This window comes from Nitrospina watsonii (assembly GCF_946900835.1).
Taxonomy (GTDB): Bacteria; Nitrospinota; Nitrospinia; order Nitrospinales; family Nitrospinaceae; genus Nitrospina; species Nitrospina watsonii.
Genome location: NZ_OX336137.1, coordinates 389,768 through 408,850 on the forward strand (window position 1 = coordinate 389,768; position 19,083 = coordinate 408,850).

The window sequence follows — 19,083 nt, forward strand, 5'->3', positions numbered from 1 at the left end:
GAAAACGACCATGAGTTTGACGCAAGACCAGATCAGTCGTTACAGCCGCCATTTGCTGTTGCCCGAAGTGGGTGTGGAAGGCCAGGAGAAAATCTGCAATTCGAAAGTGCTGTGCATCGGCACCGGCGGATTGGGGTCTCCGGTTTCTCTGTATCTCGCTGCGGCGGGCGTCGGCACCTTGGGGCTGATCGACTTCGACGTTGTGGACCAAAGCAACCTGCAACGCCAGATCGCGCACGGCGAATCCACCGTGGGCGTGCTCAAAACCGAATCCGCGAAAAGGCGGATCAACGACATCAATTCCGACGTGAACGTCGTGTTGTATAACGAGCGCCTGACCTCGGAAAACGCTCTCACTATTTTCAAGGACTGGGACGTCATCGTCGATGGCACCGACAACTTCCCGACCCGCTACCTGGCGAACGACGCCTGCGTGTTGCTGGGCAAACCGTACGTGTACGGCTGCATCCTGCGCTTCGAAGGCCAGGTTTCGGTGTTCGGCGCGGGCGACGGCCCCTGTTACCGCTGCCTGTATCCGGAACCGCCGCCTCCCGGCCTCGTGCCCAGTTGCGCCGAAGGCGGGGTGCTGGGCGTGTTGTGCGGCATCATCGGTTGCCTGCAAACCAACGAAACGCTGAAGATCATCCTCGGACAGGGCGACACGATGAGCGGCCGCCTGCTGATCTTCGATTCGCTGGCCACGAAATTCCGGGAAATGAAACTGCGCCGCGACAAAAACTGCCCGATCTGCGGCGACACCCCCACCATCAAGGAACTGATCGATTATGAACAGTTCTGCGGGATTTTGCCGCCGCAGGACGACCCTGCCGACCGGGACATGGAAATCGAACCGGAAACCGTCAAGCAGATGCTCGACGCCGGCAAGAATTTTCGTTTCATCGACGTGCGCGGCGAAGGCGAACGGCAGATCTGCCGCATCGATGCGGCCACGCTGATTCCGCTCGATGTGATCGAAGAACGGAATGTAGAGAAGTTGAACGGCCTGCAGAAATCCGATGAAATCGTGATCCATTGCAAGAGCGGCGTGCGCAGCCTGAAGGCGGCGAAAGCCCTCAAAGACATGGGGTTCGACAACGTGAAAAGCATGCGCGGCGGTATTTTGGAGTGGTCCGAAAAAATCGATTCCACGGTGCCGCAGTATTAAGCGTTCAATTAGGCTTGCCTAGGTCAAGGGCGGGTTGCCCGCCCTTGACATGGCGGGGTTACCAGTTTAAGGTGGCTCTCTACGCAAGCAATTCAGTTAGGGAAACTGAGCACTATATGGAAAGGAGATTTCCTTGAGTTACTCCGAGGATCCTGAGCGCGATTACGAAAAACTTTCGAAGGCCATCACCGAAGCGGTGTTGAGTTCTGAGAAAGTGAAAAAGATGGTTGCGGAAATTCAAAAACGGGAAGACATCTGTCCGCAGAGCTTCATGGTTTTGGTTCTCAAGCTGCAAACCCTGACCGAAGGGTTTGACGTGGAAGTGGAAGAGGACTCCGAAAAACCCAGGAAGAAACCCCGTCGTTCCAGGAAGAAAGCCGCGGATGCGTCCCAATTCATCGATGGCCAGCCTTTGTCGCAAAAGGAAATCGAGTTTGAAGAATTCGTCAGCGACAATTTCGATACGGAGGAGTGGCTCAGGAAGAACGGACTCATTTTCTAACAACCTTCTTTTTTTCTCCCTCCTCATAGCCGTCTGCGTGCTGGCGGGCAGTCCCGGGCCGGCTTGGCCCCAGGACCCCGGGCAGCAGCGGCAGCGCATGGTGGATGAAGACCTGCGCGGACGCAACATCACCGACGAGCGGGTGCTAACAGCCATGGGCCGCGTGCCCCGGCACCGCTTCATGGACCCATCCCAGGCCCGCTGGGCCTATTCCGATTTTGCCCAGCCCATCGGCCACGGCCAGACCATCTCCCAACCCTATGTCGTCGCCCTCATGACCCAGGCGTTGAACCTGAAGCCTCAGGAACGCGTGCTGGAGATCGGCACCGGCTCCGGTTATCAGGCGGCGGTGCTGGCGGAACTGGTGCGCACGGTGTACACCATCGAGATCATCGAACCGCTGGCCAACGAAGCCCGCGACCTTCTGCCTAAACTGGGATACAATAATGTGAACGTGCGGCACGGCGACGGCTACGAGGGCTGGCCGCAACATGCGCCGTTCGACGCCATCCTCATCACCGCCGCCGCGCCCGAGATCCCGCAACCGTTGATCGATCAGTTGCGGGTGGGTGGCCGCATGGTGCTGCCGTTGGAAAACGAAGCGGCGCAGCAGCTGCTGCTGGTGAGGAAGCAGGCGGATGGCATCACCCGAACGATCATCACCGGCGTGCGTTTCGTGCCGATGACCGGCGCCGTCCGCAACCCATAGATTGTGATACGGTCAGGAGGTGGAGCATGTCCCGGCAACCTGCCGTGTCCGGACGGTTTTATCCGGACGATCCCCAGGCGCTACGCGCAGAAGTGAAGAGCCACCTGCCCGGCCGGCAGAACAAAGTGCAGGCGCTGGGCGTGGTGGCGCCGCATGCGGGCTTCATGTATTCGGGAGATGTGGCGGGATCGGTGTACGACGCCATCGAGATTCCCGAACGCATCCTGATTCTCGGACCCAACCACACCGGCATGGGTCGTCCCCTCTCCATCATGTCCCAAGGCGCGTGGTCGATGCCGATGGGCGATGTCGAAATCGATACCGAACTGGCCGCCGCCATCCGCAAACACCTGCCCGACGTGGAGGAGGATGAAGCCGCGCACCGCGCCGAGCATTCGCTGGAGACGCAACTGCCGTTTCTTCAGTATTACCGCACGCCGTTCCGGTTCGTGCCGCTTTGCCTCATGCGCTTTCGTCTGGAAGATTGCGTGAAGCTGGGCCACGCGCTGGCCCGCGCCATCGCCGAGGTGGAAGGGCCGGTATTGCTCGTCGCCAGCTCCGACATGACGCATTACGAATCGCACGACAGCGCCACCCTGAAAGACCACCGGGCCATCGACCGCATGCGGGAACTGGATGCGGCCGGGCTGCACCGCGTTGTGCATGATAACCAAATCACCATGTGCGGCGTCAACCCCGCCACCGTCATGCTGACGGCGGCCAAAGACCTGGGCGCGCAACAATCCGTATTGAGCCAGTACATGACTTCGGGCGAGGTGAGCGGCGACATGGAGCGGGTGGTGGGGTATGCGGGGATGATCGTTTCCTGAATGGCCGTCAGGTCTTCGGGCGTTGAATGATTTCGATCTCGTACTTGTCCGGATCCTCGCTGAAAATGAAACGCGACCCGCTGCGGCTTTCTGTCGGGCCCTCGGTGATGGGCGCGCCGCCTGCCTGTAGACGCTGCATCCACACATCCAGGTCGTCCACCTCGAACGCCAGGTGCACGAGGTCTTCGGGAACGGAAACGCCGCCGCTGTCGGGGAACGAACACAATTCCAGCTCGGCGTCGTTTTCCGGAAACTGCAGGAACACCAGTTTCGATCCGCGCGGTGACGTCGATTCCTCCACCACCTTCATTCCCAGAACATCGCGGTAGAATTTCAGCGATGCATCCATGTCCGACACGCGGAAGCGGGTGTGCGCGTACCTCATGCGGACACCGGAGAGAAGTTGACGTCGGGTTTGTACGGCTCCAGCTGCTCGCGCATCAGTTCCTGATACGCATTGAGTTTGGCTTTGCTGGTGGCCTCGAAGCGCAGCACCAGCACCGGTTGCGTGTTGGAAGCGCGCAGCAGGCCCCATCCGTCTTCAAACTCGACGCGCACGCCGTCGATATCGACGACATCGTATTTCGCGCGGAACGTTTCCGTCACTTCCTTTACCACCCGGAACTTGAGATGATCCGGACAGTCGATGCGGATTTCCGGCGTGTTGTGCATCACCGGCAGGTCGGCCAGCATCTCGGAGACGGGTTGCCCGGTGTTGGCGACGATTTCCAGAATGCGGCAGGCGGCGTAGATGGCGTCGTCGAACCCGTAATAGGAATCGGCAAAACACATGTGGCCGCTCATCTCCCCGGCCAACAGGGCCTGGGTTTCCTGCATTTTCTTTTTGATCAGGGAATGCCCGGCGGCGGACATATGCGGCTGGCCGCCGTGCTTCTTGATGTCTTCGAACAGGTTGCGCGAACATTTCACTTCGCCCACCACGGCGGTGCCGGGGTGGCGTTGCAACAGCTCGCGCGCGTAGAGGATCAACAACTGGTCGCCCCACAACAGCGTGCCTTGGTCGTCCACCACGCCGATGCGGTCGGCGTCGCCGTCGAAACCGATGCCGAGATCGGCTCGTTCCCGTTTCACCCGCGTCATCAGATCGGCCATGTATCGGGGAACGGTGGGGTCCGGGTGATGGTTCGGGAAGGTGCCGTCCGGTTCGCAGTACTGTTCGATGACCTCGACGCCGAGGCGGCGGAAAAACTCCGGACCGATGATGCCGAAGCAGCCATTGCCGCCATCGAGCACCACCTTCAGCGGGCGTGAGATGTTGATGATGCCGGCGATGTGGTCCATGTAGCCGGGTTTGATATCCTGTTCGCGGGCCGTGCCGTTGCCGGTTTCAAAATCGCTGTGGTCGATCAGAGTTTTCAGTTCCTGGATGCGTTTGCCGTACAGGCTGTGTGTTTCGAAACTGATTTTGAATCCGTTGAACTCCGGCGGATTGTGGCTGCCGGTGATCATGACGCCACCATCGACCTCCAGGTGGTGCAGCGAGTAATAGGCCACCGGCGTCGGCACCATGCCGATATCGATGACGTCGCAGCCGGTGCCGTTCAACGCGCGTGTCAGGATTTCGCGGAACGTTTTCGAACTGTCTCGAATGTCCCAGCCCAGAGTCAGCGTTTTTTTTCCATGCCGCCGGAAATACGTACCGATGGCTTTTCCAATTTGTTCGACGTTTTCTGGCGACAGGTCCTGCTCCACCAGGCCACGGATGTCGTATTCGCGGAAGATCTGAGGATTCATGTTTTGAGGGGATTTGGGTTGTCTGTTATATTAAATGGATCGATTGGTTACAAGAATAGGATAATTGTTCCCCGTTGGCAACGCAGGAATTGGTTTGATGACAGGGTTGGACGCGGTCCACGGGGAGCCTGTTAAAAGGTGGATATATGGCGGACATTGCAATCGTAACGGGTTCCAGCGGTATGGTGGGCTCGGAGGCGACGGAGTTTTTACTCGATAAGGGATTCATTGTGCATGGCATCGATAACGACATGCGTTCCGTGTTTTTCGGTGACGAGGCCTCCACGGCGTGGAACGAACGGCGTCTGATCGAGACGTATCCCAATTACCATCATCATTCCCTGGATATCCGTGACCGGGCGAATCTGGATAAGTTGTTCAAGCTGCATGAAAAAGACATCAAGCTGATCGTTCACTCTGCGGCGCAACCGTCTCACGACTGGGCGGCGGAACAGGCGATGACGGATTTTACGGTGAACGCCAACGGCACGCTGGTGCTTTTGGAATTGGCGCGGCGTTATTGTCCGGGCGCGGTTTTCATCTACATGTCCACCAACAAGGTTTATGGCGATCAGCCCAACGCCTTCCCCTTCGTGGAAGAAGATACGCGTTGGGAGCTGGAAGCAAAACATCCTTATTACGCCAACGGCATCGACGAGTCCATAGGCCTGGACGAATGCACACACAGCCTGTTCGGTGTGTCCAAGCTGGCGGGCGACCTGATGGTGCAGGAGTTCGGCCGTTACTTTGGCATGAAGACGGCGTGCTTCCGTGCCGGATGCCTGACCGGCTCCGGGCATTCCGGAACGGAACTGCACGGTTTTTTGTCCTACCTGATGATGTGCACGATGAAAAAAACGCCTTACAAGGTATTTGGCTACCAGGGCAAACAGGTGCGCGACAACATCCACAGTCGCGATGTGGTGGAGGCCCTGTATCAGTTTTATCTAAAGCCCGGCGTCGGCAAGGTGTACAACATGGGAGGTGGCCGCTTCAGCAACTGTTCGATGTTGGAGGCGATTGCGATCTGCGAACAGATCACCGGCAACAAGCTGAACTGGGACTACATCGAAAAACCCCGGGCGGGGGATCACATCTGGTGGATCAGCGACATGACCCGTTTCAAAACCGATTACCCGGACTGGGATATCCAGTACAACCTGCAACAGACCTTCGAGGAAATTCACGACGGCTTGCGCCAGCGGCTGTGAAGGCGGTGTCGCTTTTCTTTCACACGAGCTTTTGACGGGGTTGACAAAACATAGATTCTTCGTCACCTGCGGCTCCTCAGAATGACATGCCAGGCTGGTTTGTCATGCTGAGCGAAGCGCAGAATCTATGTGTTGAACCCATGAGGGAAAAGAGATGTGATCGCCGGACGTTGGCCCGCAGGCAATACATCCACCCCACTTTGAACAACCCGCTACCATTTTTTCTCCCCTCCTTTCCAAGGAGGGATGCAGGGGAGGGAATGAGGTGTCTTTGCTTCCTTGCCTTTGGAAAAACCAAACCAGAAAAGCAACCCCTCCCAGCCCGCCACTCCGTGAGTGCCCCTTGGTAAGGAGAGGGGATAATTCAATGCATCCTGCCCGTCACTCTGTGAGCGCCCCCTGGTGAGAGCAGGGTTTATTAAACTGCGTTCTCTCACTCAATCGTTTTCTTTGGAAAGCCAACAGCGAATGGCAGTTGAGGGTTAAAACGGGTTGCGCACGATGCCGCCGTCGATGGTGAAGTGCGTGCCGGTGATCCATGAGGCCTGTTCGGAAGCGAGGAACAGGGTCAGGCCGGTCACGTCTGCGGGCATGCCGATGCGCTTCAGCGGTACGGTGTCAGCGGTGGACTGGCGAATGGCCTCAGCCATTTCTTCGACATGAGTGCCTTCCTCTTTTGCGGCGGCTTCGGCTTCCTGTTGCCAGGAACGCGTCCACACCGGGCCCGGCGCGACGGTGTTGACGCGGATGCCGTCTGCCGCCAGCGTCTGCGCCAGCGACACCGTGAGGTTGGACAGCCCCGCTTTCATCGCCGCATAATGGGGAAACACCTCACCGGGATGGTTGCCGGCGATCGATGAGATGTTGAGGATGCAGGGATGTTTGGATTTTTTCAGCTCCGGCACCGCCAGCCGGCACAGGCGCACCGCGGGCAGCAGGTTGATGTCGAACGCCGCCTGCCAGTCGTCATCGGTCAAATCGAAAAAATGGGCCATCTTGCCTATGGAGCCGACGTTGTTGATGAGCACGTCGAGGCCGTCGAGCTGTTCCACCGCAAACCAGAAGAAGCGTTCGAGGTCGTCTTTTTGCGTTACGTCCGCGTACTGGAACATGTGATCCGCGCCTTCAATTTCTTTCTCCAATGCCTGCAGGCGTTCGGTGGTGCGGGCGCACCCGGCCACGCGCGCGCCTTCTTTTCCGAAGGCAAGGGCCAGTTCGCGGCCGATGCCGTCCCCCGCTCCCGTGATCAGGACTTTGCGTCCTGCCAGATTCAAATCCATGCTAAAATTCCTTTCCTGTTTTTCAGCCAGCCTTTGGAGATGCGTCCATGAATCCCCCGAACATGATCGACCAGGTGCAGGCGTCGCCGTCTCTCATCTGGGTGGCGGCCACCATTTGTCTGCACATCATCAACGTGTTCATCGGTCTCTCGCTGGGGTTCCAGAAGAAGACGCCGTCGCTGGTGCGGACGCATCTTCTGGTCTATGGCGCGGTGCTGTTCAGCCTTGCCTCTTACCTTGTCATCAACGGCATCCATCATGAAAACACGATCTGGGATTATCTCGTGGCCCTCTACTTTATCACAATCATCCCCTTAAGCCGCAAATGGGACGTGGTTTTGCACGCGGGAATCACGGTGATGGGGCTGGTTTTCCTGCCTGCGTTGATTTTATTGCAATTGCTGTAAAGCGATGGGGTGCCCGGACGGGGCAAATGGGGGAGAGTCGAGAGGCAGTGGCTTGCGGACGCGCCCGCAGGCGGCCCACGGCGGTCATTCCACCAGCTTGGTCTTGATGTGGATGTCACCGTACACTTTGGTGCGGCAGGCCAGCTTGCGATTGCCGCTGATCTTGTGGAGCTTTTCGATGAGGCCGTGGTCGTTCACGTGCTCCATGGGTTCGATCTCGACCAGACAGGTGCCGCAGGAGCCCATGCCGTGGCAGTTGGTGTACTCATGCAGGCCGCGGTACAGGCTGATGTCGTGATGTTGAGCGGCCTGGCGCAGGTTGCCGCCGTAACCCACCTTGAAAATTTTATCTTCACCGGTTTCGGTGTCGTGAACGGTGATTTTGGGCATGAATGGATCCTCAAAGCGCCGGAATTCCGGCAATTAAACCCCAAAATGAAGGCTGTAAAGTGCCATGCGACAGGTCAAAAGTCAAACAAATTCTCCTCCGCAAGGCGGAGTGCAATCAGGCTGATCCTTTCAATAGATAGCGATGACCTGCGGTCACAATTTTTAAATTCCTTTCCATTCTTCCGGACGTGGTCCGGTCCCGCCACGCGGGAGGGAAACGGGTTGATGCGTTCACCGCGAACGATGCCCTGCGGTCACAATTTTTAAATTCCTTTCCATTCTTCCGGACGTGGTCCGGTCCCGCCACGCGGGAGGGAAACGGGTTGATGCGTTCACCGCGAACGATGCCCTGTGGGCACAATTTTTAAATTCCTTAAAAAAGCCAACACATAGATTCTTCGTCACCTGCGGCTCCTCAGAATGACAATTCAGCGTGAGTTTGTCATTCTGAGCGTTAGCGAAGAATCTATGGGTTCACTCCCATGTAGTGGGTACCCACCGAGCCCAATTCATACGTTGAGCCGTAGCCAGCGCGCTTTCCCGACTGACAGGGTCAGATGGAATAGTTGTGGCCGGTCAGGATTTTTTGGTCTTTCAAGTAATCGACGATGCGGTTGACGGCGGCGTCGGTGTCTTTGACATCGTCCAGGCTCAGCACGATTTCCGGCATGCCTTTCGGAAACCGGTCGTCGGTGACGCGGATTTCCACCAGCGGGCTCGGTTCGATCAACAGGTTGATGTTGGAATGGTCTTCCTGGTTGAACACGTTCGAGGTGGAGATGACGACGTGCCCGGCATCGAGGAACAGCTTGGCGACTTCGCCAAACCGGCGGACCGCTTCGCCATCGGTGAAATAGGTTTCCGCATCCATGTCGGCGCCCACACCCAGTTGGATGTTGCGTCCGTCGAGCAGGTAGCTCTGGAAATTCTGGTGGAACAGCACCTCTTCCAGCTTGCCTGCGAGGGCCGCCTTGCCGGTGCCGGATTTGCCGGTGAACAGGATCATGGCCGGGCGGTGTCCGTTGCGGTAGGCGCGCATGTCCGGGGTGATGGTGCCCTGCACCCAGTGCGAATCGCGGTGCCGCGCCTCGTTGCGCAACCGGTCCACTTCTTCCAGCGGCGTGAAGTGGGTGATGATGCCGCCGCCGCAGACGTCGTATTCATCGACCAGCACGAAGCGCCCGGTTTCGGCGATGTCGGTGAACAGGTCGAAGGCGACAGGCCGCTTGGTGCGCAGTGTCACTTCGGCGACGTCGTTCTTGGCGATGAAATCCTGATCGGGCAGCGTTTCCAGCGTTGAAGCGTCGATCGCCTTGTTGAATTCGACGACTTCGCAGTCCACGTTCTGCGTGGTGAGTTTCAGTTTGTACGTTTCGCCTTTTTTCAGATGACGCTTGCCCATCCAGAATACGTTGGCGTCGAAGGTGGTGGTCACCACCGGGCGGTCCTTCTCCAGGCTGATGAGTTCGCCGCGTTCGAGGAACAGTTGTTCGGCCAGGGTGATGCCGACCGAGTGCGGGGCCTCGACGGTGGCGGGTGCGTCGGCACTCCACGCTTCAATGCTTTTGATCACGGTGCTTTTGTTCGAGGGCGAGAAGATCACGCGGTCGCCGACTTTTGCCGTGCCCGACTCCACACGCCCGGCGATGATGCGGCGTTGGTCGAACTTGTACACGTCTTGAATGGGAAGGCGAAACGGGTTGTCCACGCTCCCGGCTTTTTCCTGGAACTGGTCGAGCCGTTCGAGGATGGTCGGGCCGGTGTACCACGGCATATGCTCGGAGCGCTTGGCGACGTTCTCACCCATCTTCGCGGAAATGGGGATGAACTCGTGCACCTCGATGCCGATCGATTCCAGAAACTGCGTGTACTCGGTCTTGATTTTGAAGTACACCTCGGGGTCGTAACCGACGAGGTCCATCTTGTTGATGACCACCGCCACCTGCGTCATGCCCAGCAGGCGCAGGATGTAGCCGTGGCGGCGCGACTGTTCCTGCACGCCTTCGTGGGCGTCGATCAGGAGCAGTGCGGCTTCCGCGTTGGCAGCGCCGGTGACCATGTTCTTCAGGAATTCCTTGTGGCCGGGGGCGTCGATGATGACGTACCAGCGCTTCTCCGTCTTGAAGAAAATCTGCGAGGTGTCGATGGTGATGCCCTGTTCCTGTTCCTCTTCCAGGGCGTCGAGCAGGAAGGCGAACTCGAAGGTCTTCCCCTGCTGGTCGCAGATGTCTTTGACGAGGTCCAGCTTGCCGGTGGGCAGGCTGTCGGTGTCGGCAAGCAAACGCCCTACGAGCGTGGATTTGCCGTGATCCACGTGCCCGACGATGACCAGTTTCATCAACCGGCCATCCTGGGGGGTCTTGAATCCGTTGTCTCCCATTTACATGTAGCCCTTGGCCCGAAGCTTCTGCATGGCGTACGCGTTTTCCTGATCCTGCGCGCGCCCGGAGCGTTCGGAGATGGTGGTGTTTTTCAATTCCTCAATGATCTCTTTCACATTTCGCGCCTTGGACTGGATGGAGCCGGTGCAGGGGGCGCAACCGAGGGATCGGTAACGTTCGCCCTGCTCGTTGGCGAAATACAGGTCGATGATGGGGATGTTCTCCCGCTCGATGTATTCCCACACATTGAGTTCCGTCCAGTGCAGAAGGGGATGGATGCGGATGTGGGTGCCCTCGGCGAAGGTGGTCTTGAACTGATCCCACAACTCCGGAGGCTGATCCTTGAAGTTCCATTCAAAGTTTTTGTCGCGCGGCGAGAAGTAGCGCTCCTTGGCGCGGGTGCCTTCTTCGTCGCGGCGGATACCGAGGATGAGGCCGGTGAAACCGTACTCTTCCATGGTCTGTTGCAGGCCCTGCGTCTTCAGCGCTTCGCAGCACACCAGACGGCCCATTTCGTGGTTCATGCCTTCATCGAGGGCCTTCTTGTTCTGGCCGACGATGAGGTTCAGTCCCCACTGCTTGGCGTAATGATCGCGGTACTCGATCATCGCCGGAATCTTGTACGAAGTGTCGATGTGCACCAGCGGAATCGGACAGTGTCCGAAAAACGCCTTGCGCGCCAGCCACAACATGACTGTGGAGTCCTTACCGATGGACCACAGCATGGCCAGGTTTTTGAAATTTTTATACGCTTCACGAAGAATGTAAATGCTCTGATCTTCGAGGTCGGTCAAATGATCCATGATAATACCTGTACGGCTCCTGCTGCCGGAAGGGGGATGAATGATCCCACTTTATAGTTTTAATTCAATCGAATCAAGGGTTCTACGCGAAAAACCGGGGACGGGAGGGGGAATTCAGGAGAAATACCGCTCCACCATGCCGGGAAACTTACACCGCAGGCAGTTGTTTTCGTTTTTCGTGCAATAATCCTGGTAAATCTGCATCAACCCCTGCGTCTGCTGGTCGCTGGTCAGCGGTTTCAGCATGTGTTCTTCGTTGCCCAGAATGTAGTGTTTCATGAACCGGATCCACTTGTTGTCGGCGGGCCGGTTCTTGGTTTGAAACAACGATCTCAGGGCCTGCTCCAAGGGGACGGATTTGCTGGCCCGGGCGTAGATGAGACCGATGGGCAGGGCGATGTTGATGGCCACTTCCCGCGACCGGTCGGGTCCCACAAGTTGTTGTTTCTGCTTGAGGGGTTTGCCTCCCGGAGTGTAGTGCCGGGACCAGTAGTCCACAGCTTCGACACAGAAAAAAAGGGTCAACTTGTCTCTGATCGCCTTAGTATAACCCGTCCCGGCGGATTTGGGAACGACGGATTTCAGGGTTTCCAGATAATCGACGAACAGACCGTGTTCCCAGTGCCGGACCAGCAGGTGGCTGAGCGCGGCAATGCGCCGGTAGGGAAAATTGGCCGGGCGCATTTTGCCGAATTTCCAGTCGCGCGGGCTCATCAGGCGGTCTTCGAAGCGGTCGCGGCGCGGCTCCCAGTGCTTCTTCAGCCGGTTGAAAAAAGTGCGGTCCGCCGCCGCCAGTCCGCGCTCTTCCAGCTCATCGAAATCGATCAGTCCCGACACGCCGAAAAGCACGGCCTGGATGATTTCCGCCGCCTTCTCGCCGCTGGCGCGGGCGGGCACCATCTCGTGGATTTCGGCGACAGGCACGTTTTCAGCCAGGATGCGGAACGGCATCTTGTTGCTGGGGTAACCCATGGCCTCGGCCACGCCTTCGTAAAACGTCTGCTCGTAGCCCTTGGTGATGACGCGGTCGTGGAAGCGGTCCATCTTGGTATGGATGCGCGCGTCGCCGGCGGCGTTCAACAACTCCAGCAGTTTTTCCTCGGGCAGGCGCGACAACGGCTGGTGACACAGGCCGTAGTTGAACGAATGCAGCACGGGGTAGGTGTCGAAATCCAACTCCTCGTTGAGTTTCAGGATGCCGCGTTTCAGGTATTTTTTGAGTTCGAGCTCGTGGATGTGCGGTCGCGACAGTTTTGGCTCCGGCTTCGCCGGTTTTTTCTTAGACGTGAGCTTTTTGTTGCCGCGTCCCTTCCACATGAACACGTGCAGGATGACGTTGTCGTATTCGTTGTTGTCGCTGTGGCGGTGGGCGGTCCAGTCGGAACCGTACACGTGCAGTTCGACATCGCCTTCCAGCAGTTCACCGTCGATGCGTACCGCGGCGCTTTTGAAGTCGGGGCCGCTGCCGAAGTTCCAGTAGCCGGGGAAGACGACTTCCAGCGTTTGGCCGTCGGTGGTTTTCAGGTTGGGGGTTTTGAACAACTGGTCGTTCCACACGCAGCGGATCACCTTCTCCGGCACCGGCGGTTCTGCCGGTTCGTGCACTTCCGTCTGCGAGTAGAGCCGGTAGAATTTCAGGTAGGCATCGGAAAAAAATTCATGCGTGACGTTTATTGAACTTCCCATGTTGTGCCTGTTTTCGAGTCCTTGAGGACCACACCCATTTTTTGCAGTTCATCCCGGCATTGGTCGGCGCGCTGGAAATCCTTCGACGAACGCGCCGCCTGCCGCTCTGCAATCAGTTGTTCGATACGGGCGACATCGAGATCCTGCCCACCGCCCTTGAGCGCCCGCGTCTCGGTTTTGTACGCCTCCGGCGTGCGGCAGAACAGGCCGAGCAGTTGCCCCGCCTGACGCAGCGTGGCGGCGTCGAGGTCGAACGCGTTCCAGTCGGTGCCGTCCCCGCCCAACTGTTTGTTGAGGCGGCGCAGTTCTTCCATGAGATCGGCCAGCACCACGGCGGTGTTGAAGTCGTCGTCCATCGCCGCTTCGAACTTTTGCATCAGCGGTTGCCGGCGCAGGGCGTCGTCAGAAATCTTCGCCGCACCGCCGTTCAAGCCGCCGTGCCGGGCCTCGGCCTGCGCGAAGAATTCGTAAAAGCGGTCGAGGTTTTTCTCCGCGTCTTTCAGGTACTGATCGGAAAAGTCGATCGGCCCGCGGTAATGATTGGTCAACAGGAACAGGCGCAGCACTTCCGGATGAAACGTTTTCAGGATATCGCGGATGGTGAAGAAGTTGCCCAGCGACTTCGACATCTTTTCCTTGTTGATGTTGACGAAGCCGTTGTGCACCCAGTAGCGCACCGGCGGTTTGCCGGTGAAACCGCAGGACTGCGCGATCTCGTTTTCATGGTGCGGGAACACCAGGTCCTTGCCGCCGCCGTGGAGGTCGAAGGTTTCGCCCAGAAGCTGGTAACTCATGGCCGAACACTCGATGTGCCAGCCGGGGCGGCCGGGTCCCCACGGGCTGTCCCACGCCGGTTCGTCCGGCTTGCTCTGTTTCCACAGCGCGAAGTCCATCGGGTCGTGTTTGTGCTCGCCGGGTTCGACGCGCGCGCCCGCCTGCATGTCTTCGAGGTTGCGCCCCGACAGCTTGCCGTAATCGGGAAAGGATTTGATGGCGTAGTACACGTCGCCGCCGGCGGCGTAGGCCTTGCCGTCGTTCACCAGGCCTTCGATCATGGCAATCATGTCGCCGATGTGATCGGTGGCCAGCGGCTCGGCGGTCGGACGCTCGACGTTCAAGGCGTCCATGTCTTCATAAAACGCGTCGATGTACTTCCGCGTGACCTGTTTCCACGGCAGCGTTTCTTCCTGCGCGCGTTTGATGATCTTGTCGTCGATGTCGGTGAAGTTGCGGACGTAGGTGACGCCGTAACCCGCATGCTTCAGGTAGCGGAAGACGGTGTCGAAGACGATGGCGGCGCGGGCGTGGCCGACGTGGCAGTAGTCATAGACGGTGACGCCGCAGACGTACATGCGCACCTTCCCCGGCTGGAGCGGGACGAACTCCTCCTTCTTGCCGGTGAGTGTGTTGAAAATGCGCAGTGCCATGCGTTCAAATTACCATCCCGGAAGGGCAAAATCAAACCGCGCCGGAGGGGGGATCACTGGGTGGCGGTCTTGTCCGGATTCAGCCGGTGTTCCAGCTCGCGCACGTTGTTCTTCAACTGGGCGATGATGCGCTTGGCCTTGAACTTGAGCGACGCCTCGGTCACTTCCTCGGACTTGTCGATGCCCGCGACCTGCTTGCGGATTTCATCGAGTCCGTCTTCCAGGTGCTTGCTGCGGTTTTCGCTGAAGCTCTTGGTGATGGCGTCTTTCAGGCCACCGCCGTCGTAGTGGCGGGTGATGGCCGTCAGCATGCGTTTCTGTGAGGAATACTTCTTGCCCTGCTTCCAGTGGTCGATGGCGCCGTACACCTCGGTTTCGATCTTGGCCACCAGCTCGTTGTAGTCGGTGCCGTCCACCAGGTCGTGGATGTCTTCCGGCGTGGACTGGGAGGTGACTTCGATCTTCATCGTCGTGTCCTCACCCGTCAGGTTGATGGTGCGCATGTGGGCCTCCACTTCCTGCGGGAACAGGCGCGGATGCCAGAAGCCCATCTTGTAATCCTGGCTTTTCACCAGCGGCAGGTTGAAGCGGCCTTCCGCATCGGTTTCCGCGGCGTAGCCGTTGGGCGCGACGAACAGGGTGCCGACCATGTCCTTGTGCATGTTGCAGCGCAGCACCACCGGTCCTGGCGTGTCGAAGGTGATCTCTTTGGTCACGCCGCCCGACATGGCCCCCAGGTTGAACTGGTTGCCGCTGGACTTGGAATAGATGTTGTGCACTTCAAAGTCTTCGTTTTTGAAGGAAATGGTCGAGCCCACCATCACCACCGAGTGTCCGGGCAGGAACTGTTTGTTCTTTTGCGTGACGGTGATGTGCTGCGTCCGCTGTTTCGGCACCTTCAGCTTGTTCGTGGTTTCCAGGTAGATGACGCCACGCGGGCCTGCCGGTTCGCCGTTGATGAGGACCTGTCCGTTGAGATGGGTGACCGTTTTCACCACATTGGAGCCGGAGCCCTCCATGCTGTGGCCGGAGCCTTCGGACTTTTTAGCGTCCTCATGCTCATGCTTGGCGTGCTGGGTCCCATCCGCATGTTTGTGCTCGGATTCCTTCTTGCCGGCCTCTTTCAGCTTGGCTTCCTTCATGCTGGTTTTATTTTTCAGGCCCATGGCGGTGAGGAACTGGACGACGAAGGGTTTTTCGAACTGTTTGTCGAGCTCGATGGCGCGGATGAAATGCGGCGCCGCGTCCTCAAATTTCTTCTGGATGCTGCGCACCACGCCCAGGTTGAAGTGCGCCTGCGCGAAGTCTTCCTTGAGCGCCAGCGACTTGACGTAGCTCTTCTCCTCGTTGACGTAATCCTTTTTCAGGCCGTAGGCCTTGCCCATGTAGTTCCACGCGAGGTAATTGTCCGGGTTCAGTTGCACGGTTTCCTGGAACAACTCCAGGGCGCCGTCGGCGTTCTTGCCGAACAGCCGGGCCATGCCCCAGTTGAGGGTGATCTCCGCGTCGTTGGGGGCCAGTTCGTGAGCGCGTTTGAATTTGCGATCGGCCCCGGCGTATTTCTCCGCCAGACGCATGGAGGTGCCCCAGATGGAGAACACTTCCGGCGCGTTGGGGCTCAGTTGAGCGGCTTTTTCAAACTCGATGTCGGCGTGGTTGAACATGCCTTTTTCCGAATACTCGATGCCTTTGCCGATGTGCTCCAGCGTCTGCCGCGGCAGGTCCTTGCCCGTCGGGGTTTTGGGCCGGGCTTCGCGCACTTCCTTTTCCAGATCGATGCCGGTCTCGGTGTCCATCGTTTCGGCCAGCAGGGTGTTGTCATCGGGGCTCTTCGGTACGGATTGTTCGATTTCGGCGGCGTCCAGCGGGGCCACTCCGGTGGTCTCAACCGGTTCCATCGAAACCGGGGCCTCCGGGGTGGAGGTGGTGGAAGCGGTGACGGCTTTGAATTGGTTGTAAGGCTCGAAATTGGTGTCCGGCTGGGTGAATGCCACCAGCGCCCACACCATCAGGCCCACCCCGGCGAGACCGAACAGCGGCCCGGCCCAGGAACGTTTACGCGGTTTGTTTGAAGAAGCTGCCATCACTGCACGACCTTGCTGGAATGTGAAAAGAAAACATCGGTTGCCGCCCGGCGCCACCGGCCCCCGGATTGCCATCCGGTTTGGCTGGAGAACCTCGGCGCTTTTATGAAACCATCACTCACGCTTAAAGTTCCGAGCGGAGTCTCGGGATGGGAAGTTTGAGTACATCCTTGTTGGGAAGCTCGTTCTCTGTCACGGGTTTGGAGGTTTTTGGGGTGCCGCCCACGACCTTCGACGCGAAAGAGGAAAACCGGTACTTCACATTTCTGGACCCGCACAGGTCGCACACCGTCTCCTCCTTGTTGGTGGAGGTGGATTGCAACAGCGTGAAATCCTGCTCGCAGGTTTCGCAGAAATACTCGTAAAGAGGCATGATTCCTTGAAACTTCGGCTCGAAAACAAAGGTTGCAAAGTGATGAATATTAGGATTTAATCATAGCGGCAAATGGCCTGTCAATCGGATTTTCCAGCCTGTTGGCGTCCGTCCAAGCCTGACACCGGGCCGTCGGCACCTCGATCCACACAATCCCAAATTCCATTCATTACGCCTGATGAAAAAGCTGACCGCCAAGTCTCTGGTTAAGACGTCCTTGCAACAAAGCCTGAAGGGCAAATCCGGATATCTGACCGACCATGAGATCGAACTGGCCTACCACCAGGGCATCATCCACACGCCGAGCACGCTGCTGGACAGCCAGATCCAGCCGGTCAGCCTGGACCTCAGGCTGGGGCGCAAGGCCTATCGCATTCAGAGCAGCTTTCTGCCGGAAAAGGACACCGTCGAGAAGAAGCTCAAGGACCTGCAACTCTACGAGGTGGACCTGCGCGACGGCGGCATCCTCGAAAAGGGCGCGATTTACCTCATCCCGCTGCTGGAAGAGCTGGACCTGCCGCCGGGATTGTTCGGCTGCACCAACCCGAAAAGCTCGACGGGGCGGCTGGACATGTTCACCCGCGTCATCATCGACCACGGCCACCGTTTCGATGAGATCACGCCGGGCTACAAAGGCAAGCTGTACCTGGAGGTGCTGTCGCGCTCGTTTCCGGTTAGGGTGCAGGAGGGCATCTCCCTCAACCAGCTCCGGCTCAAACAGGGCAATGCGGAGATCACCGACCGCCAGTTGCAAACCCTGTACAAGAAAACACCGATCCTGTACCACAAAACCGGCGGCGCCGTGGATTGGGACGAGGTGAAAGCGGAAGACGGGTTGTTCATCAGCGTCGATCTGCAAGGCGCGAGCCGCAAAAACTCCATCGTCGCCTACAAGGCCAAGGCCAACAGCCAGGTGGTCGATCTGGCCAAAACGAAGCACTATCATGCGGATGATTTTTGGGAGCCGATATATTACCCTAAAAAGCACCGGTTGATTCTGGAGCCGGAAAGTTTCTACATCATGATGTCGAAGGAGAAGATTTGCATCTGGCCGGACCTGGTGTCCGAGATGGTGGCGTACGAACCCAACAGCGGCGAGTTGCGCACGCATTATGCGGGTTTCTTCGATCCGGGTTTCGGCTGGCACCCCGGCAAGGGCGCAAAAAACCAGGGCACCCGTGCCGTCATGGAAGTCCGGCCGCATGATGTGCCGTTCATGATTGAGGACGGGCAGACCTTCTGCCGCATGAAGTTCGAGCGCATCATCTCCAAGCCGACGCGCCTGTACGGCAAGCAGTTGAAGTCGCATTACCATACGCAGGAATTGTCGCTCAGCAAGTATTTCAAATAAATCATCCTCAACAGGAAGCGCCGGACGTGGAACGCGAAAAGATCAAAGCCATCGTTGAAAACCTGCTGCTGGCGGCGGACCAGCCGGTTTCGCCGGAGACGCTGCAGCAGGTGCTGGCCGACGGCACCAGCGCCGACGCCCTGCGCGATGTGTTGGAAGAGTTGCGCGGTGACTACGAGTCCGGCAACCTGCAAATCGTCGAGGTGGCGGAAGGGTATCAGATCGGCACGCGGTCCGAATATTTCGAATGGATCCGGCGCTTGCTGAAGCTCGACAAAACGTTCCGCCTGTCGCAACCGGCGCTGGACACGTTGTCGATCATCGCTTACAAGCAGCCGCTCACCCGCGCCGAGGTGGAGGAGATCCGCGGTGTCGATTCCAGCGGCGTCGTCAAAACCCTGCTGGAAAAGAAAATCATCGTGCCCGCCGGACGCAAGGAAGTGCCGGGCAAGCCGATCATGTACAAGACTTCGAAAAAGTTTCTGGAATATTTCGGGCTGCGGGACCTGGGCGAGTTGCCGACGCTGGAGGACTTCAGCGAGGAGATCGAAGGCGATGACACGCCGCAACAGGGGGAGCTGCTGTTCGGAGCCGGGGCCGGTGCGGCCGCATCCGGTGACACCGAGCCGGCCACCCCCAACGACGCCAGTTCTGCCGACCGCAGGTCTGCCGACCGCAGGTCTGCCGAGCCGCCGGCCAACGACGACTCATTGGCCTGAGCTCAACCTT

General features: G+C 58.4%; 18 protein-coding genes. 8 read left to right on the forward strand and 10 right to left on the reverse strand.

The window, feature by feature from the left end; translation table 11 throughout:
• Positions 1–10: 10 nt before the first annotated feature.
• The 4 genes from moeB (at position 11) to amrB (ending at position 3,206) form a co-directional block, all read left to right on the forward strand.
• Positions 11–1,165: a molybdopterin-synthase adenylyltransferase MoeB gene (gene moeB / locus QML71_RS01745; protein WP_282010175.1), complete on the forward strand. Its 1,155-nt coding sequence runs from the start codon at positions 11–13 to the stop codon at positions 1,163–1,165.
• A 133-nt stretch (positions 1,166–1,298) separates the two neighbouring features.
• Positions 1,299–1,667 (forward strand): hypothetical protein, encoded by a 369-nt coding sequence (locus tag QML71_RS01750; RefSeq protein WP_282010176.1) that lies wholly within the window; start codon positions 1,299–1,301, stop codon positions 1,665–1,667.
• A 37-nt stretch (positions 1,668–1,704) separates the two neighbouring features.
• Positions 1,705–2,376, forward strand: a complete 672-nt coding sequence (locus QML71_RS01755) for a protein-L-isoaspartate(D-aspartate) O-methyltransferase (RefSeq protein ID WP_282010177.1) — start codon at positions 1,705–1,707, stop codon at positions 2,374–2,376.
• Positions 2,377–2,402: 26 nt separating this feature from the next.
• Positions 2,403–3,206 carry an AmmeMemoRadiSam system protein B gene (gene amrB / locus QML71_RS01760; protein ID WP_282010178.1) on the forward strand — a complete coding sequence of 268 codons (804 nt, stop codon included), beginning with the start codon at positions 2,403–2,405 and terminating at the stop codon, positions 3,204–3,206.
• A gap of 7 nt (positions 3,207–3,213) precedes the next feature.
• Here the strand turns inward: amrB and QML71_RS01765 are convergent, their stop codons facing one another.
• Both QML71_RS01765 and QML71_RS01770 read right to left on the reverse strand, forming a co-directional pair.
• Entirely contained in the window at positions 3,214–3,591 is a 378-nt protein-coding gene (locus QML71_RS01765) for a VOC family protein (RefSeq protein WP_282010179.1), read from the reverse strand.
• Positions 3,588–4,961 (reverse strand): phosphomannomutase/phosphoglucomutase, encoded by a 1,374-nt coding sequence (locus tag QML71_RS01770; protein ID WP_282010180.1) that lies wholly within the window; start codon positions 4,959–4,961, stop codon positions 3,588–3,590. The genes QML71_RS01765 and QML71_RS01770 overlap by 4 nt, the downstream gene beginning before the upstream one ends.
• A gap of 146 nt (positions 4,962–5,107) precedes the next feature.
• Here QML71_RS01770 and QML71_RS01775 point away from each other — a divergent pair, with 146 nt between their 5' ends.
• Complete coding sequence (locus QML71_RS01775; RefSeq protein ID WP_282010181.1) at positions 5,108–6,172, forward strand: NAD-dependent epimerase/dehydratase family protein; 1,065 nt, start codon at positions 5,108–5,110, stop codon at positions 6,170–6,172.
• A 482-nt stretch (positions 6,173–6,654) separates the two neighbouring features.
• Here the strand turns inward: QML71_RS01775 and QML71_RS01780 are convergent, their stop codons facing one another.
• A complete protein-coding gene (locus QML71_RS01780) occupies positions 6,655–7,452 on the reverse strand; it encodes an SDR family NAD(P)-dependent oxidoreductase (protein WP_282010182.1) in 798 nt (265 codons plus the stop codon).
• A 47-nt stretch (positions 7,453–7,499) separates the two neighbouring features.
• On the opposite strand from QML71_RS01780, the gene QML71_RS01785 reads away from it, so the two are divergent.
• Positions 7,500–7,859 (forward strand): hypothetical protein, encoded by a 360-nt coding sequence (locus QML71_RS01785; protein WP_282010183.1) that lies wholly within the window; start codon positions 7,500–7,502, stop codon positions 7,857–7,859.
• 84 nt (positions 7,860–7,943) lie between these two features.
• Here QML71_RS01785 and QML71_RS01790 read toward each other — a convergent pair whose 3' ends face one another.
• From QML71_RS01790 to QML71_RS01820, 7 genes are all read right to left on the reverse strand, one after another.
• Positions 7,944–8,249 (reverse strand): 2Fe-2S iron-sulfur cluster-binding protein, encoded by a 306-nt coding sequence (locus QML71_RS01790; protein WP_282010184.1) that lies wholly within the window; start codon positions 8,247–8,249, stop codon positions 7,944–7,946.
• Between the two features lie 553 nt (positions 8,250–8,802).
• On the reverse strand, positions 8,803–10,629 hold the full coding sequence (locus tag QML71_RS01795; protein ID WP_282010185.1) for a GTP-binding protein: 1,827 nt from the start codon (positions 10,627–10,629) through the stop codon (positions 8,803–8,805).
• Positions 10,630–11,433, reverse strand: coding sequence for a sulfate adenylyltransferase subunit CysD (gene cysD / locus QML71_RS01800; protein WP_282010186.1), 804 nt, complete (start codon positions 11,431–11,433; stop codon positions 10,630–10,632).
• A 114-nt stretch (positions 11,434–11,547) separates the two neighbouring features.
• Entirely contained in the window at positions 11,548–13,119 is a 1,572-nt protein-coding gene (locus tag QML71_RS01805; RefSeq protein ID WP_282010187.1) for a DUF2851 family protein, read from the reverse strand.
• A complete protein-coding gene (cysS, locus tag QML71_RS01810; RefSeq protein WP_282010188.1) occupies positions 13,104–14,546 on the reverse strand; it encodes a cysteine--tRNA ligase in 1,443 nt (480 codons plus the stop codon). The genes QML71_RS01805 and cysS overlap by 16 nt, the downstream gene beginning before the upstream one ends.
• 53 nt (positions 14,547–14,599) lie before the next feature.
• Complete coding sequence (locus tag QML71_RS01815; protein ID WP_282010189.1) at positions 14,600–16,630, reverse strand: hypothetical protein; 2,031 nt, start codon at positions 16,628–16,630, stop codon at positions 14,600–14,602.
• Between the two features lie 124 nt (positions 16,631–16,754).
• Positions 16,755–17,003 carry an FmdB family zinc ribbon protein gene (locus QML71_RS01820; RefSeq protein WP_282010190.1) on the reverse strand — a complete coding sequence of 83 codons (249 nt, stop codon included), beginning with the start codon at positions 17,001–17,003 and terminating at the stop codon, positions 16,755–16,757.
• A gap of 178 nt (positions 17,004–17,181) precedes the next feature.
• On the opposite strand from QML71_RS01820, the gene QML71_RS01825 reads away from it, so the two are divergent.
• Positions 17,182–18,354, forward strand: coding sequence for a 2'-deoxycytidine 5'-triphosphate deaminase (locus tag QML71_RS01825; protein WP_282010191.1), 1,173 nt, complete (start codon positions 17,182–17,184; stop codon positions 18,352–18,354).
• Positions 18,355–18,380: 26 nt separating this feature from the next.
• Positions 18,381–19,073, forward strand: a complete 693-nt coding sequence (gene scpB, locus QML71_RS01830; RefSeq protein WP_282010192.1) for an SMC-Scp complex subunit ScpB — start codon at positions 18,381–18,383, stop codon at positions 19,071–19,073.
• Positions 19,074–19,083: the final 10 nt, after the last annotated feature.

Bases quoted from the DNA above. Each gene is read 5' to 3' on its own strand.
- QML71_RS01780 (WP_282010182.1), bottom strand. From the start codon at position 7,452: ATGGATTTGAATCTGGCAGGACGCAAAGTCCTGATCACGGGAGCGGGG.
- cysD (WP_282010186.1), bottom strand. From the start codon at position 11,433: ATGGATCATTTGACCGACCTCGAAGATCAGAGCATTTACATTCTTCGT.
- QML71_RS01805 (WP_282010187.1), bottom strand. From the start codon at position 13,119: ATGGGAAGTTCAATAAACGTCACGCATGAATTTTTTTCCGATGCCTAC.
- amrB (WP_282010178.1), top strand. From the start codon at position 2,403: ATGTCCCGGCAACCTGCCGTGTCCGGACGGTTTTATCCGGACGATCCC.
- QML71_RS01820 (WP_282010190.1), bottom strand. From the start codon at position 17,003: ATGCCTCTTTACGAGTATTTCTGCGAAACCTGCGAGCAGGATTTCACG.
- QML71_RS01790 (WP_282010184.1), bottom strand. From the start codon at position 8,249: ATGCCCAAAATCACCGTTCACGACACCGAAACCGGTGAAGATAAAATT.
- QML71_RS01785 (WP_282010183.1), top strand. From the start codon at position 7,500: ATGAATCCCCCGAACATGATCGACCAGGTGCAGGCGTCGCCGTCTCTC.
- cysS (WP_282010188.1), bottom strand. From the start codon at position 14,546: ATGGCACTGCGCATTTTCAACACACTCACCGGCAAGAAGGAGGAGTTC.
- moeB (WP_282010175.1), top strand. From the start codon at position 11: ATGAGTTTGACGCAAGACCAGATCAGTCGTTACAGCCGCCATTTGCTG.
- QML71_RS01825 (WP_282010191.1), top strand. From the start codon at position 17,182: ATGAAAAAGCTGACCGCCAAGTCTCTGGTTAAGACGTCCTTGCAACAA.
- QML71_RS01775 (WP_282010181.1), top strand. From the start codon at position 5,108: ATGGCGGACATTGCAATCGTAACGGGTTCCAGCGGTATGGTGGGCTCG.
- QML71_RS01765 (WP_282010179.1), bottom strand. From the start codon at position 3,591: ATGAGGTACGCGCACACCCGCTTCCGCGTGTCGGACATGGATGCATCG.
- QML71_RS01815 (WP_282010189.1), bottom strand. From the start codon at position 16,630: ATGGCAGCTTCTTCAAACAAACCGCGTAAACGTTCCTGGGCCGGGCCG.
- QML71_RS01770 (WP_282010180.1), bottom strand. From the start codon at position 4,961: ATGAATCCTCAGATCTTCCGCGAATACGACATCCGTGGCCTGGTGGAG.
- QML71_RS01795 (WP_282010185.1), bottom strand. From the start codon at position 10,629: ATGGGAGACAACGGATTCAAGACCCCCCAGGATGGCCGGTTGATGAAA.